The organism is Actinoplanes hulinensis, from assembly GCF_019429605.1.
Lineage (GTDB): Bacteria > Actinomycetota > Actinomycetes > Mycobacteriales > Micromonosporaceae > Actinoplanes > Actinoplanes campanulatus.
In genome coordinates, this window is the sequence record NZ_JAHXZI010000001.1 from 590,997 (window position 1) to 604,460 (window position 13,464).

15 protein-coding genes and 4 tRNA genes are annotated in these 13,464 nt (G+C 68.6%); 2 read left to right on the plus strand and 17 right to left on the minus strand.

Translation table 11 applies throughout. The features are described from left to right. Window positions 1–55 precede the first annotated feature (55 nt). From rplA to KZ829_RS02945, 11 genes are all read right to left on the minus strand, one after another. The gene (rplA, locus tag KZ829_RS02895) at window positions 56–775 is read right to left on the minus strand and encodes a 50S ribosomal protein L1 (RefSeq protein WP_220142261.1); all 720 of its coding nucleotides are present in this window, start codon (window positions 773–775) and stop codon (window positions 56–58) included. 79 nt (window positions 776–854) lie between these two features. Then, on the minus strand, window positions 855–1,565 hold the full coding sequence (gene nusG / locus KZ829_RS02900; protein WP_220142262.1) for a transcription termination/antitermination protein NusG: 711 nt from the start codon (window positions 1,563–1,565) through the stop codon (window positions 855–857). A gap of 44 nt (window positions 1,566–1,609) precedes the next feature. Further along, the gene (gene secE / locus KZ829_RS02905; protein ID WP_220142263.1) at window positions 1,610–1,984 is read right to left on the minus strand and encodes a preprotein translocase subunit SecE; all 375 of its coding nucleotides are present in this window, start codon (window positions 1,982–1,984) and stop codon (window positions 1,610–1,612) included. A 105-nt stretch (window positions 1,985–2,089) separates the two neighbouring features. Further along, window positions 2,090–2,162: transfer RNA gene (locus tag KZ829_RS02910), tRNA-Trp, on the minus strand. A 79-nt stretch (window positions 2,163–2,241) separates the two neighbouring features. Then, entirely contained in the window at window positions 2,242–2,634 is a 393-nt protein-coding gene (locus tag KZ829_RS02915) for a MaoC family dehydratase (protein WP_204296027.1), read from the minus strand. A gap of 77 nt (window positions 2,635–2,711) precedes the next feature. Then, window positions 2,712–3,161, minus strand: a complete 450-nt coding sequence (locus tag KZ829_RS02920; protein ID WP_220142264.1) for a MaoC family dehydratase N-terminal domain-containing protein — start codon at window positions 3,159–3,161, stop codon at window positions 2,712–2,714. Between the two features lie 137 nt (window positions 3,162–3,298). Next, complete coding sequence (gene rpmG / locus KZ829_RS02925) at window positions 3,299–3,466, minus strand: 50S ribosomal protein L33 (RefSeq protein WP_014687739.1); 168 nt, start codon at window positions 3,464–3,466, stop codon at window positions 3,299–3,301. Window positions 3,467–3,572: 106 nt separating this feature from the next. Then, a tRNA-Met gene (locus tag KZ829_RS02930) sits at window positions 3,573–3,645 on the minus strand. Between the two features lie 50 nt (window positions 3,646–3,695). Continuing rightward, window positions 3,696–3,768: transfer RNA gene (locus tag KZ829_RS02935), tRNA-Thr, on the minus strand. A gap of 95 nt (window positions 3,769–3,863) precedes the next feature. Beyond that, window positions 3,864–6,392, minus strand: coding sequence for a putative bifunctional diguanylate cyclase/phosphodiesterase (locus KZ829_RS02940; protein ID WP_220142265.1), 2,529 nt, complete (start codon window positions 6,390–6,392; stop codon window positions 3,864–3,866). Between the two features lie 51 nt (window positions 6,393–6,443). Continuing rightward, the gene (locus KZ829_RS02945) at window positions 6,444–6,590 is read right to left on the minus strand and encodes a hypothetical protein (protein WP_220142266.1); all 147 of its coding nucleotides are present in this window, start codon (window positions 6,588–6,590) and stop codon (window positions 6,444–6,446) included. A gap of 260 nt (window positions 6,591–6,850) precedes the next feature. On the opposite strand from KZ829_RS02945, the gene KZ829_RS02950 reads away from it, so the two are divergent. Continuing rightward, window positions 6,851–7,177: a hypothetical protein gene (locus KZ829_RS02950; protein ID WP_220142267.1), complete on the plus strand. Its 327-nt coding sequence runs from the start codon at window positions 6,851–6,853 to the stop codon at window positions 7,175–7,177. 1 nt (window position 7,178) lies between these two features. Here the strand turns inward: KZ829_RS02950 and KZ829_RS02955 are convergent, their stop codons facing one another. The 3 genes from KZ829_RS02955 to KZ829_RS02965 are packed head-to-tail and all read right to left on the minus strand — an operon-like array spanning window position 7,179 to window position 9,181. After that, window positions 7,179–7,982 (minus strand): sulfurtransferase, encoded by an 804-nt coding sequence (locus KZ829_RS02955; protein WP_220142268.1) that lies wholly within the window; start codon window positions 7,980–7,982, stop codon window positions 7,179–7,181. Between the two features lie 28 nt (window positions 7,983–8,010). Beyond that, on the minus strand, window positions 8,011–8,646 hold the full coding sequence (locus tag KZ829_RS02960) for a LysE family translocator (RefSeq protein ID WP_246634909.1): 636 nt from the start codon (window positions 8,644–8,646) through the stop codon (window positions 8,011–8,013). A gap of 43 nt (window positions 8,647–8,689) precedes the next feature. Next, window positions 8,690–9,181: a YajQ family cyclic di-GMP-binding protein gene (locus tag KZ829_RS02965; RefSeq protein WP_188120937.1), complete on the minus strand. Its 492-nt coding sequence runs from the start codon at window positions 9,179–9,181 to the stop codon at window positions 8,690–8,692. 148 nt (window positions 9,182–9,329) lie between these two features. Between KZ829_RS02965 and KZ829_RS02970 the strand changes: the two genes are divergently transcribed. Next, window positions 9,330–9,410, plus strand: a tRNA-Tyr gene (locus tag KZ829_RS02970). 126 nt (window positions 9,411–9,536) lie between these two features. Here KZ829_RS02970 and KZ829_RS02975 read toward each other — a convergent pair. The 3 genes from KZ829_RS02975 to KZ829_RS02985 form a co-directional block, all read right to left on the minus strand. Beyond that, the gene (locus KZ829_RS02975; protein WP_220142269.1) at window positions 9,537–10,976 is read right to left on the minus strand and encodes a tyrosine-type recombinase/integrase; all 1,440 of its coding nucleotides are present in this window, start codon (window positions 10,974–10,976) and stop codon (window positions 9,537–9,539) included. Further along, a complete protein-coding gene (locus tag KZ829_RS02980) occupies window positions 10,973–11,161 on the minus strand; it encodes a helix-turn-helix transcriptional regulator (RefSeq protein ID WP_220142270.1) in 189 nt (62 codons plus the stop codon). The genes KZ829_RS02975 and KZ829_RS02980 overlap by 4 nt, the downstream gene beginning before the upstream one ends. A 340-nt stretch (window positions 11,162–11,501) precedes the next feature. Then, complete coding sequence (locus KZ829_RS02985; protein WP_220142271.1) at window positions 11,502–13,454, minus strand: DUF3987 domain-containing protein; 1,953 nt, start codon at window positions 13,452–13,454, stop codon at window positions 11,502–11,504. Window positions 13,455–13,464: the final 10 nt, after the last annotated feature.

Genomic DNA, 13,464 nt, shown 5'->3' on the forward strand with positions numbered 1-13,464 from the left:
CGGAAACACGAAATCCCCCGGGGACGTCCCCGGGGGATTTCGAGAGATGCGACCGTCAGGCGGTGGCGTCCGCGCCGCGCAGGTTCTTCTGCACGTTCGGGTCGACCTGGATGCCGGGGCCCATCGTGGTGGTGATGGTGACCTTCTTCAGGTACTTGCCCTTGGCGGCCGACGGCTTCGAGCGCAGGACCTCGTCGAGGACCGCGCCGTAGTTGTCGATCAGCTGCTCCGCCGAGAAGGACGCCTTGCCGATGATCAGGTGCAGGTTGGAGTGCTTGTCCACCCGGAAGGTGATCTTGCCGCCCTTGATCTCGTTGATGGCCTTGGTGACGTCCATGGTCACGGTGCCGGTCTTCGGGTTCGGCATGAGGCCACGCGGGCCGAGGATCCGGGCGATCCGGCCGATCTTGGCCATCTGGTCCGGCGTCGCGATCGCGGCGTCGAAGTCCAGCCAGCCACCCTGGATCCGGGCGACGAGCTCGTCGGTGCCGACCTCGTCGGCGCCGGCCGCGACGGCCTCCTCGGCCTTCGCGCCCTGGGCGAACACGATCACGCGGGCGGTCTTACCGGTGCCGTGCGGCAGGTTGACGGTGCCGCGGACCATCTGGTCGGCCTTACGCGGGTCGACACCGAGGCGCATCGCGACCTCGACGGTGGCGTCGAACTTGGCGGAGCCGGTCTCCTTGGCGAGGGCGACCGCGTCCTTCGGCTCGTAGAGCTTGTTGACGTCGATCTTCTCGACGGCGGCGCGGTACACCTTGCTGCGCTGTGCCATTTCTCTTGCTCCTGTGGTAGATGGCGGGGCCGCTTCGGATGCGCGGCCCCTCCCACTGATATCGCCGGGGATCCGGCGATCAGATCTTGGTGACCTGGTTGAAGTTCAGCTCGACCGGGGTCTCCCGGCCGAAGATCGACACCAGGACCTTGAGCTTCTGCTGGTCGGCGTTGATCTCGCTGATCGAGGCCGGCAGCGAGGCGAACGCGCCGTCGGTCACCGTGACCGAGTCGCCCACCTCGAAGTCGAGCACCTTGACCTCGGGCTTCGCCTTCTTCTCCTCGGCCTGGACAGCCGGGGCCAGCCACTTCAGCACCTCGTCGAGGGAGAGCGGGGCCGGCCGGTCGACCCGGTCGGTGGCGCCCACGAAGCCGGTCACACCGGGCGTGTTGCGCACGCAGGAGTAGGACTCCGGGCTCAGGTCCATCCGGACCAGGATGTAGCCGGGGAAGACCTTGGCCTGCACCTGGTTGCGCTTGCCGTTCTTGACCTCGACCTCTTCGCGGGTCGGCACCTCGACCTGGAAGATGAACTCCTCCATGTCGAGGCTCGTGATCCGGGTCTCGAGGTTGGTCTTGACCTTGTTCTCGTAGCCCGCGTAGGAGTGCACGACATACCAGTCGCCGGGGGCGTAGCGCAGCTTCTGCCGCAGCTCCTTGACCGGGTCGTAGTCCTCGTCAGCCTCGGGCGCCTGAGCCTCGACCGGCTCGGCGGCCTCGACCGGCTCTTCGGTCTCCGGCGACGACTGCTCGTCAGCAAACTGCGCGGTCTCGTCGTCGTACTCAGGCACGCTCGCTCACTTCCAAAAGTCTTCGGTTCGCGGATCGCTGGACGTCAGCCCAGCGCCCATAGCATCGCCTTACCGAACGCGTAGTCCAGGCCGGCCACGATGGCGGTCATGACCACCACGAAGACGATCACCACACCGGTGTAGGTGAGCAGCTCTTTACGGGTCGGCCAGATGACCTTGCGAAGCTCGCTGACGACCTCACGGAAGAAGCCGCCCACCCGGCCGAAGAGACCCGAACGCCGACCCGACTTCTTGGTCTTGGGGCTTTCCGAGTCACTCCGCTCGGCGACAGCGGTGCCACCGCCGGCGGTCACCAGCGCGTCATCGGCGTTGTCGTCCGGAACATCGCCACCGGCGGCGGCGGCGAGCAGCTCGTCGTCGCCCGGGACGTCGTCACCGGGCCGGTCCTTCTCGGCCACTTCGCCCTACTTCCGTCGTCGGTGGTCTTGAATCCCGTCAGAGCTCGACCGGACGCGGAATTTGTGCGGACCGCGCACCGGGCGGGCACGTCGAGGAGAAATGCGCAGGGGTGACAGGACTTGAACCTGCAGCCTGCGGTTTTGGAGACCGCTGCTCTGCCAATTGAGCTACACCCCTTTGCGGAGCTGCTGTCTTTCGACTCACAGCCCCACGGCGCATCACTGTACCGGTACGCCCGGCATTACCCCAACCCGGGCTACCGCTTACTGATGAGCGCCTGTGCCAAGGACAGTACCTTGTCCCCGTTGCATGTCGCAGTCAGGCTCAGCCGAGTGTGCCCCTCGTCGGTGACCTCCTTGACCGTGGCGGACACCACGACCTCGGTCCCCTCGTCGGTGTCGGGCACCGGGACGGGGCGGCTGAACCGCACGCTGAACTCGACCACCGCGTCCGGCGCGCCGGCCCACTCGGTGACGGCACGCCCCACCAGGGCCATCGTGAACATGCCGTGCGCGATGACGCCGGGCAGCCCGACGCCCGTGGCGACCCGCTCACTCCAGTGGATGGGGTTGAAGTCGCCCGAGGCGCCCGCGTAGCGGACCAGATCGGCCCGGGTCACCCGAAAGGTCTTCGGCTCCAGTGCGCTCATGCCGCCACCTCCGCTGCGCTCCGGCGTCGCCATGTGTTCAAGACTGAGCCCGATGATTCACTCGCAAGCTCGCTCATTCAGTGCTCCTCACCGCGCTGGACCAGCTTCGACCAGACGGTCACCACCGGCTCGCCGGCCTCGGTGGTCACCTCGGTCCGGGTGGTGATGAACTCGTGCCCGCCCCGGCTGATGATCTCGTCCACCGAATTGACGCAGACCAGGGCGTCCCCGGCGACCACCGGACGGGTGTAGGCGAACCGCTGGTCGCCGTGCACCACCCGGGTGTAGTCGAGGCCCAGGGCCGGATCGGCGACGACCTGACGGCTGGCCGCCATGGTGATCGCGACCGGGAAGGTGGGCGGGGCCACCACGTCCGGATAGCCGAGGGCACGCGCGGCCGCGGGGTCGTGGTACGCCGCGTCGGTGGCGCCGATCGCCCGGGCGAACTCACGGATCTTCTCCCGACCGACCAGGTACGGCTCGGTGGGCGGCCAGCTACGGCCGACGAACGATTGGTCCAGAGGCATGCCCACAAACTACCCTCCGGGGCCACCGCAGAAATAGCACTGTGAGTGCACAAATATCGAAGATGCTGCGGAAACAGCACTGCGCCGCCCGGAGTGACTCCGGACGGCGCAGTGTGAAGATCAGATGTTGCCCGAGATCAACGGGTCTCGCGGTGCAGGGTGTGCTTCCCGTCGCGCGGGCAGAACTTCTTCAGCTCGACGCGGTCCGGGTCGTTACGCCGGTTCTTCTTGGTGATGTAGTTCCGGTCCTTGCACTCCGTGCACGCCAGGGTGATCTTCGGACGGACGTCGGTCGCCTTGGCCACGGCGGGGTGCCTTCCTGCTAACGGGTTTCTTACTGACGACGAACCAGCGTAGACGCTCGGTCAGCCGCTTCGCAAAGTGGGGCCCCGGTGGGGCATTACAGAAGAGTAGCGATGGCCGGACTTGAACCGGCGACACAACGATTATGAGTCGTTTGCTCTACCGACTGAGCTACACCGCCGAGCCAGGCTCATCAGTTCAGCGCCTGACGAGGCGGAACGAACCCGGTAGAGCCCCCTTACGGAATCGAACCGTAGACCTTCTCCTTACCATGGAGACGCTCTGCCGACTGAGCTAAGGGGGCTTGCGGCTTGCGATCTCTCGCTCGCTGCAGGAGTAAGACTACACGGCCTGTCGGCGGGGGTGAAATCAGTACCCCCTTTACCGGGAAACGCCTGGTCAGATGACTGCTCGGAGCCTGCGGACCTCACCGGTGGGGGTGGACTCCGGCTCGGTCTGAGCGCTCAGCCAGGCCTCCAGACGCTCGAACGGCAGGGGCCGGCTGAACAGATAGCCCTGACCGATCTCGCATCCCATCTCCTCGAGCAACTCCAGGGTCAACTCGCTCTCCACACCCTCGGCGACCACGGTGAGGCCGAACTCCCGGGACAGGCCGATCACCGCGCGGACGATCGCGAGGTCACCCGAATCGGTGGCCATGCCCTGGACGAAACTGTCGTCGATCTTCACCTCGTGGACCGGCCACTGGCGCAGATAGGCCAGCGACGAGGCGCCCGTCCCGAAGTCGTCGACGCTGAGGCGCACGCCCAGATCGCGCAGCCGGTAGAGGGACGGCAGGACCCGCTCGATGTCGCCCAGCATGCCCGGCTCCGACACCTCGAAGGTGACCAGGCCGGGATCCACCCCGTGCTCCTCCAACAGGTCCCGGACCAGCTCCGGGAAGTGCGAGTCGAGCAGGGTCCGGGCGGAGAGGTTGACCGCGATGGCGAGCGGCCGCTCCGCGTCGGTCCAGGCTCGGCAGCGGCGCAGGCCGGCGACGAGCACCACCTCGGTGAGCCGGGCCAGCTGGCCGGTGTGCTCGGCGACCGCCACGAAGTCCTCCGGGGCGACCTCGCCGTGCGCCGGGTGCACCCAGCGGGCCAGGCACTCGACACCCAGCACGTGCCGGTCGGCGAGCGTCACCTTCGGCTGGAAGTAGACCTCCAACTGCTCGTTGTCGAGGGCGCGGCGCAGGTCGGCGGCGATGCCCAGACGTCGGACCGCACGGGACTCCAGGGCCGGGTGGAAGGGCTGCACGCCGTACGGCAGGACCTTGGCCGCGTTGGCGGCCAGCTCGGCCCGCTGGAGAAGGGTCTCCGGGTCGCTGCCGTGGTCGGGATAGATCGAGACGCCGACCGCCGTGTTCACGTCCAGGGTGAGCGAGCCCACCGCCATCGGGCCACGCAGGCTCTCCCGCATCCGGGTGGCGATCTCGATCGTGGCGTCGATGCTCGCGGCCCGCAGGGTGACCACGAACTCGTCCCCACCGATCCGGCCGACCAGCGCTCCCGGGTCGGCGATGCCGCGGATCCGGTCGGCGGCCTCGACGAGCAGTTTGTCGCCGGCCGCGTGGCCCATCGACTCGTTCACGTTCCGCTGGCCGTCGACGTCGAACAGCATGATCGCGACGACCTCGTCCTCGGCGCGGACCTTGACCGACTCGGCGAGCGCGTCGATCACCCGGCGCCGGTTGGGCAGGCCGGTCAGCCGATCGTGGTACGCGTCGTAGCGCAGCCGGTCGACCAACCGCGAATTCTCCACCGCGACCGCGGCGTGCGCGGCGATCGTCTCAAGCACCTGCACGTCGGCTTCCCGAAAGGTACGGTTGTCGCCGACCCGGTTGACGACCTCCAGCGTGCCGATGATGGCCTGGCCCGAGCGCAACGGGATGACCAGGGCGTCCTTGACCTTCGCCGACCGCAGGCAGGGCCGCAGGTCCTCGGTCTCGGCGAAGCGGGCGCCGACACCGACCGCCGACTTCAGCTCGACCGCCCGCTGGCGGACCTCCTCCGGTATGGGCGCGATGTCCAGCAGGCCCCGGTGCTCGACCCGGGCGGTCAGCAGCACCTCCGGATGCCGGCCCTGCGGGGCGAGCCAGAGCGTCGCGAACTCCGACTGCATCAGTGAGCGCACCCGGCCCAGCAGCACGTCGGGCAGACCGCTGCGGCCGCTCTCGTCCCGGACCGCCTGGGTCAGCTCGTAGACCTCGGCCAGCGTCCGGTGGCGGCGGAAGAACTCCGCGTACGACCGGAGGACCGTCACCAGGGCGGCGACCAGGATGGCGAGCAGGATGGCGGACCAGGCGGTCGCCTCGAGCGCGACCAGGAAGATGAGGCCGACCACGATGTTGATGGTGTTGACGGTCATCGCGGAGAAGCCGGCGCGAAGCGCGTCCCGGCCGGTGCGCGGGCTCTGCACGAGCGTGAACACGCCGGCGAGGCTGAGGAGCTCGACCAGGTAGCTGAGGCCAGCGGCAGCGGCCAGGATGGCCCAGGTGCGCGGGCCGGCGTCCGTGATGGGCGCGAAGGAGGCGATCAGCAGCAGGGCCGCACAGTTGCCTGCGGCCGACTTGGCGACGTTGAAGGACAGCTTCGTGACCGGGACATTCGACCGGAGGTGGTGCACCAGGTTGGCACCGCTCACCACCAGGATCACCATCACCGGTGGGAGATAGAACAGTGCCAGGACGAGCGGCACGTCAGTCATCGCGACGGTGAAGCTGCTCCGCCAGATGACGATGTTGAAGACGTCGCGGTAGGCGATCAGGTACGCGACGAAGAACGCGAGGCCGGCCGGCCAGGCGTGGTACCAATCAGGCTCCGCCACCCAGAAGCCCGCCGTGCAAACGAGCGCGAACACCATCAACGGCCACGTGATCAACCACGCCCGTTGCGCGCCGCCATGCCGGACCGGGGACCGCTCGACCATCGAGAATCCTCTCTAGCCGATCGGCCCCTAGTCCGTCAACGTGTGTGACCCTCAGACCCAATCGAGCGTCGGCGAGTTCTGAGTCTGGACCGCACTGGTCGTCTCGTCAGCTGTCGATGCCCCAACGGTGACGCCACCGAAGACAACGGCAAGCACAAAAACCAAGCCCGCGAAGCGGCCCAGCTTTTTTGCAGACATAGTCGTGCTCCTCGAGTCGGGGAATCGCATCAGGGTGGGGGTCACATGATGGTGCCACACCAGTTGTGCGACAGGCAGCGTTCAGCGGCGGGTCGTGGCGACGCTCCGGCAAATCCTGGCCGAACGGCTGAACAGGCCCTCACGCCAACTGCTGAAGAATTGACGGCTTTATAGCCCATTTAGGCGGAGAAGTGAGGCAAGCTCGCACTAGGTCGTCAAGGCTGCTTGACGTCAAGACAGCCTGACGAAAGACTGCCTTCATGGCCTCCCCCGACGAACTGGAACGGCGGCACACACTCACCACGGCGACCGATCGTTACGACGCTCTCCGGATGCGCGACGCCCTCGCCGCCATGGACCCGGAGAACGAGACCGCCCTCTCCCCCGACGAGACCCTCGAGATGCTCGCGCTCAGCGAGGTGATCATTCGCAAGGCGGGGTACGGACGGCAGACGATGGTCCGCTCCGCCCGGGCCGCCGGAGCCTCCTGGACCCGGATCGGGGCCGCCCTCGGCACCAGCAAGCAGGCCGCCTGGGAGTCCCACCAGCGGTGGATCGACGATCAGGCCGGCGTCGACCGGGCCTGAATCAGTCCCCGGTGGCGGCGGGACGGCCGGTGTGGGCGTACTGCGACCAGGAACCCGGGAAGAGACGGCCGGCGCCCAGGCCGGCATGCTCCAGGGCGATCAGGTTGTGGCAGGCGGTCACACCGGAGCCGCAGTAGGAGATGACGTCACCCGTGCCGTCCGCGCCCACCGCGGCGAAGCGCTCGCGCAACGCCGGCACCGGCAGGAAACGGCCCTCGGCGTCGACATTGTCCCGGCAGGGGAGACTGTGGGCACCCGGGATGTGACCCGGACGCGGATCCACCGGCTCGGTGTCGCCGCGGAACCGGGAACGGTCCCGCGCGTCCAGCACCACGCCCGGCGCCGCCACGGTCTCCTCCAGCGAGGCCAGCCGATCGGCGGGCCACGGCCGGGCCGTGAACGTCGCGGCGGGGCGCCGCGGAACCTCGGTGGTCAGCTCGCCCCGGTAGGCCGTCAGGCCACCGTCCAGCAGCGCGGCGTCGTGCCCGATCGACCGGAGCATCCACACCAGCCGGGCCGCCACGACTCCGCCGGCGTCGTCGTACCCGATCACTTGATCTTGATCGCCGATCCCGGCCGCCGCCATCGCAGCCGCGAAAGTCTCCGGATCCGGAAGCGGATGCCGGCCCTCGGCCGGCGACGCGTGCCGGGCCAGCGCGGTGTCCAGATCGATGAAGACCGCGCCGGGCAGATGGCCGCGCTCGTAGGCCTCCCGGCCGGAACGGCCGTCCAGATACCACCGCACGTCGGCCAGGACCACACGGTGATCCAGCAGCCAGGACTCGTCCACCACCGGATCGATCACGCGCTCGCCTCCCGCCCACGGACATTGTCTACTGGCTGGACAACCCCAGCCGGACGCCGAAACCGAGCAGGACCGCGCCGGTTCCGGCGTCGACGGTACGCCGGACGGCGCGCCGGGCCAGGAAGCCACGCGCCGCCTGCGCGCCCATGATGATCGCGGCGAACCAGAGCAGGCCCTCCACGTCGTGCACCAGGGCCAGCACCAGACCGGTCGCCAGCGGGTCGGCGCCCTCCGGCACGAACTGCGGGATGACCGCCAGATAGAAGGCGCCCACCTTCGGATTCAGCAGGTTGGTCAGGAAACCCCGGCCGAAGGTGCTCCAGAACGTCGGAACGATCTTCGCCGTCCCGGCCTCCGCGGCGCGGCCACCACGGCGCAACGCGGCGGCGATCATCCGCACCCCAAGGAAGATCATGTACGCGGCACCGGCCACCCGCAGGATCGTGTAGCCCACGATCGACGCCGCCAACAGCGCGGACGCCCCCACCGCGGCGGCCGCGCCCCAGGCCAGCGCCCCCGCGCCGATACCCAGCGCGGTCGCGAACGCCGGACCCCGGCCCATCGTGACCGCGGCCCGCAGAACCAGCGCGGTATCCAGGCCGGGAGTGATCGTCAACAGCGCGCCGAGCAGGGCGAACGAGAGAACGGCGTCGGTCAGGTCCATGGCCCCGGTTCTCGGCCCGAACCCCGCTCGGCGGCCACTGAGATCAGCGGTAGTTGGTGAACTGCAACGCGACGCCGAAGTCCTCCTGCTTCAGCAGAGCGATGACCGCCTGCAGATCGTCACGCTTCTTACCCGTGACCCGAAGCTGGTCACCCTGGATCTGGGCCTGCACACCCTTCGGGCCCTCGTCCCGGATCTTCTTGCTGATCGCCTTGGCCTTCTCGGTCTCGATGCCCTCGACCACCTTGAGGTCGATCTTGAAGGTCTTGCCGGACTGGCGCGGCTCGCCGGCGTCCAGGCTCTTCAGCGAGATGTTCCGCTTCACCAGCTTCTCCTTGAAGACATCGAGCGCGGCCGTCGCCCGCTCCTCCGTCTCCGAGGTGATCGTGAACGCCTCCCCCGACTTGGCGAGACCCGTCCCGGTGCCCCGGAAGTCGAACCGGGTGCCGAGTTCCTTCTCCGCCTGGTTGAAAGCGTTGTCGACCTCCTGCCGGTCGACCTTGCTGACGATGTCGAACGACGGGTTGGCTGCCATGATCAGACTCCTGCGGCTGGATGCTTGTCGATGCTTACAGCGGGCTCCCGGGAAGTCCGCGACATGCCGACCGTACCCGGTTGTTGAACCGAGCCGCGGTACGGCTATTGTTGTGTCCGCTGCCGCGGGAAACCGCGGCGGTAGCCCAGGCGGGTTGCCCGAGCGGCCAATGGGAGCGGACTGTAAATCCGTCGCGAAAGCTACAGAGGTTCGAATCCTCTACCCGCCACAGGCTAGGAAAACGGCCCCGGTACCAGCGGAAACGCTGAACCGGGGCCGTTCTCGTCGGTCCCACTGAGTCCAACTCAAAGCCGTTCGATCTCAGTCGTCACGGCAAATGCGCGGCAAAGTTTGGTCAAGATCCTTCGGGGTCGTCGGCCACCTGCTCCTCGTCCTTCAAAGCGTTCTCGATCCGCCTCTTTGCTGCCTCCTGCTGGCCGTCGATGCACTTCGCGTAGACCTTCATCAGGACGTGCACGCTGTGCCCGGCCCACTCGGCGACCTGGGGTGCCGAGACTCCGGCGTTCAACCAGAGGGATACGGCCGCGTGTCGGAGGTCGTACGGTCGGCGGGCCAGCGGGGATCGCTGCTGTGCGGGCGTGAGCGTCTTCTCTCGGGCCTTCCGCCATGCCGTCCCGTAGGCGTTGTTCGTCAGTGGCTTGCCGGCCGTGGGTCGGTACTTCCCGCCGGGGCCGCGCCGGGTGACGAACATCCGGCCGTTCACTCCGGCGGGGTACTCGGCGAGGTGCCGATCGAGCAGAGCGCAGAGCGCCGGGGCCGCGGGGACATCGCGTGTCGCGTTGCGTCCCCGGTGCTTGAGCGCCCGGTGTTCGATCGTGCCGTCCATATCCCCCCATCCGTTGCCTACTGCCACCGTTGCCCCGGTGAGGTGCAGCCATCCCCATCCGCCCTTGCGCTTCGGCCTCTCGTACTCGTCCTCCCGCAGGTGCAAGACCTCTTCGGGGCGCAGGGCGGCGTAGTACATGCAGCCGAAGAACGCGGTCAGCTCTGGCATGGTCGCGTCGACTGCGGCGAGCAGGGCGCGAGCCTGCTTCGGGTTGGCGACCACTTGCCGGTCGATCTCGTCCGTGTTCTTCGGCGCGGTCCAGCTCACCTTTTCCATCGGGTGCGAGTCGAGGTGGCCCAGCTCGACGGCGTACCGCAGAGCACCGCTGAACACGGCCCGCTTGCGGGCGACCGTGCTCGCCGAGGCGGCACCGCCCTTCAACAGGACGGCGAGGCCGTCGAGAACCTTGCGGATCAGCGCCGCGTCGGCCAGGGCCGACAACTTGACCGTGTTGCGCTCCGCCCACGCGACGGCGGCGGCCAGGTCTTCCGGCGGCGGCCCCTCGTCCCGCCGGGACTTGTTGAACACATAGGTGTGCAGCGCCCGCCTGATCACGTTGTCCGGGGGCGCGCCTCGGTCGGTGGCGAATAGGGTCATCGTTGCTCCGGTCAAGCTCTCGGCGATGCCCTTGCGGTGCTTCGCCGAAGCTCGCGGCCACTTGACATCGACGTAGGCCACAGCGTGCTCGTACCACGAGCGGCTGTTCAGCTCCCGGGCCATCGGCTCGGGCAGGCCGCTCGCCACGTCGAACGCGATGCCTTCACGTTGCGCCGTGACCAGCTTCGACCGGAAGCTCTCGGCGAGTGCCCTGGTCTGGAAGGTCTGGCCGAAGTCCTGGCCGGCGACCACCCACCGCACCCGGTAAGTACTGCGCGGCTTGCCGGTCTTGCGGTCCTTGCCCACGTGTTCGCGGATGGCCCAGAGACGCACGTCGTAGGTGGTGTTCATGCGGGTTGCGGCTCCTCACGGCTCGACAGCCAGGCGTCGAAGTCGGTGCGGCGGATGCGGAGCTGCCCGTTCGGCAGCTTGTAGGTACGGGGTGCCTGGCCGAGGGCCTTCCAGCGGAAGAAGGTCGACTTGGGCACGTCCAGCTCGGTCAGAAAGTCAGCCAGGGTTAGGAAGTTGCGCGCCATCGGGGTCCGGCCTCCCTTGGCAGGGCAGGGTCTTGCGGGCTGAGCGGGGTGACGACCGCCGTTCGACGGCCGAGGGTCTGACGTGGAGGGGTCGCTAGCCGTCAGTCGGAGAACGGCGGAGAGCGGCCCGCTGTAGGCCACGCTGAGCCATGATTTGAGTTGCACCGGTATGAATGGATACATCCGGAAGCCTCGGAGGCTCTCAGCGGGGCGGTTGTCCGGCGCCCTCGCCGAGGCGCCGGTGCGAGTCGGGCCGATGTGGCCCTGCCAGAACTGCCACAACTGCCAGAACCTCTGGCGGTAGGGGGTTGTGGCGGTTGTGGCAGTTCTGGCAGGGGCATCACGCGGCCCTCCGGGTGTCGAGCGGGTGCACGGTGGCGGCCGGTCGGTGCACGTCCGGATGGACAAGGTAGGTCGGTGACGGCGGTCGGCCGCCGGTGCGCTTCGGCGCCGGGATGTCGAGCTGGCGGAGGTAGCCGTGGGCTTCGAGCACGCCGAGCGGCGGGTCGAAGTCGCCGGCGGTCGGGAGCTGGGAGGACTTGAGTGCCCGGAACACCTCGCGCTTGGTGAAGGTGGTGACGGCGCCGCGTTCGACCCACGTCAGGATGGTGCGGGCGTTGCGGGTGTGCTGGTCGGCGCCCATGTCGTCGAACGCCGCGAGGGCGTGAGCGGCGTAGTACTCGCCGATCGCGTCAGCCCGCTGCACGGTCTCGACCTCGACGGGCTTGCCCCATCCGTCGCGGAGATGCTCGGCGAGGTGGAGCAGGCCAGCGATGCGGACGACGGCGCCGGTGTATTTGCTGCCCCAGTCCACGATGTGCGCCCACGCGCCGCCCGGGCCGAGCTGCGGCTCGACAGTTCGCTCGATCTCCAGCACGTACTCGTTGGCCTCGGGGGTGAGCGGCAGGACGGCGGGGTCGGTCCACTCGGCGAGGGTGAGCACCAGGGCGTGCAGGTTGGCCGCGTAGCAGGTGGCGACCTTCTCGGGCACGGGGTCAGCGCCGACCTTGCGGCGGCCGACGGTGTTCTCCGGGACGGCGAACAGGATCCGGGCGAGCAGGCCCTTGCCCCGGAACCCCGGCATCTGGGCGATGTCGCGCAAGATCTCCGGCTGTACGGCCAGACCCATGGTTAGGGCGGGATTCTCGACGTGTTCGGCGTCGCGGGAGCGCCGGTCGACGCGGAGCATGTCCCCGGCGTGACCTTTCAAGAACACTTCCAGGTTGGGGGTGCCGGAGTAGCGGCCGGCGATGGTCGCGAAGATCCCGCCCTCCGGCGACAGCACGGCGAGCCGGCCGCCCTGGTCGGCGAGGATCGACTGAGCCTTTTCGCTGGTCACGTCGTCCGCGACGAGTTGCGGCTTGGCCGGCACGGCGACCGCTTCGGCGTTCATCGCGGCGGCGGTGGCCTCGGCGATCAGGGTGTCGCGCTGGGCGCCCTCGGCAGAGGCTGCGGCCAGGGCGGCGCGTTCGGCGGCCTTGCCGGTGACCTTGGCGGTCAGTTCGGCCTCGATGATGACCGGCATGACCTTCTCGATCAGGGTCTTTTCGGCGGCCATGATCGGCGGGATCATCGCGGCGAACACCGCGCTCTTGCGAGAGCCAGGCGGGAGCACGACGACGATGTAGAGGTTGGTCGGTTCCCGCCACGACCCACGCACCTCGACCTCAGCCCGGCCACCGGCAGCGGTGGACAGGCACGCGAGGGCGAGACTTCCGGCGAGGTCGATCGGGGTTTGGGTGAACTCGGCGACGGCGCGCACGTGGTCGCCGAGCCACGCCGGGAGCAGGTCGGCGGGAAACACCGGGAGGTGGCGGCCCTTGCCGAGCGGGATCAGGGGCGACCAGCCGGTGCCGGTGTCGGCGTCGTCGAGCAGGGCGCGGCCGGTCGCCACGATCTCGGCGGGGTCGGCGCCGGAGGTGGCGAGCTGGGCGAGCTGGTTACCGAGGTCGGCGACCTTGCGGCGTTTCGCGTGTCCGGCCACGATGCCCGCGTAGTGACCGGCGTTCGCCGCAGTCGGGACCTGGGAGACGAGGGTGTGCAGATAGGGGGCGCCGCCCACCTTGCCGAGGTCTCCGGTCTCGGCAAGGTGGGCGGTCACGGTGATCGGGTCGGTCGGGATCTGGGCGGCGTGCATGGCGCACATCGCTTCCCACAGCACCGCATGTGCCGGGCGGCCGAAGTCCGACGGGGCCAGGGTGACGGCGAGGTCGGTCATCAAGTTTGGTGCGAGCAGGGCGGCGCCGATGAGGGCCTGCTCGGCGGCCAGGTCGTACGCGGCGTGCTGGGTCACGGTCGGCTCC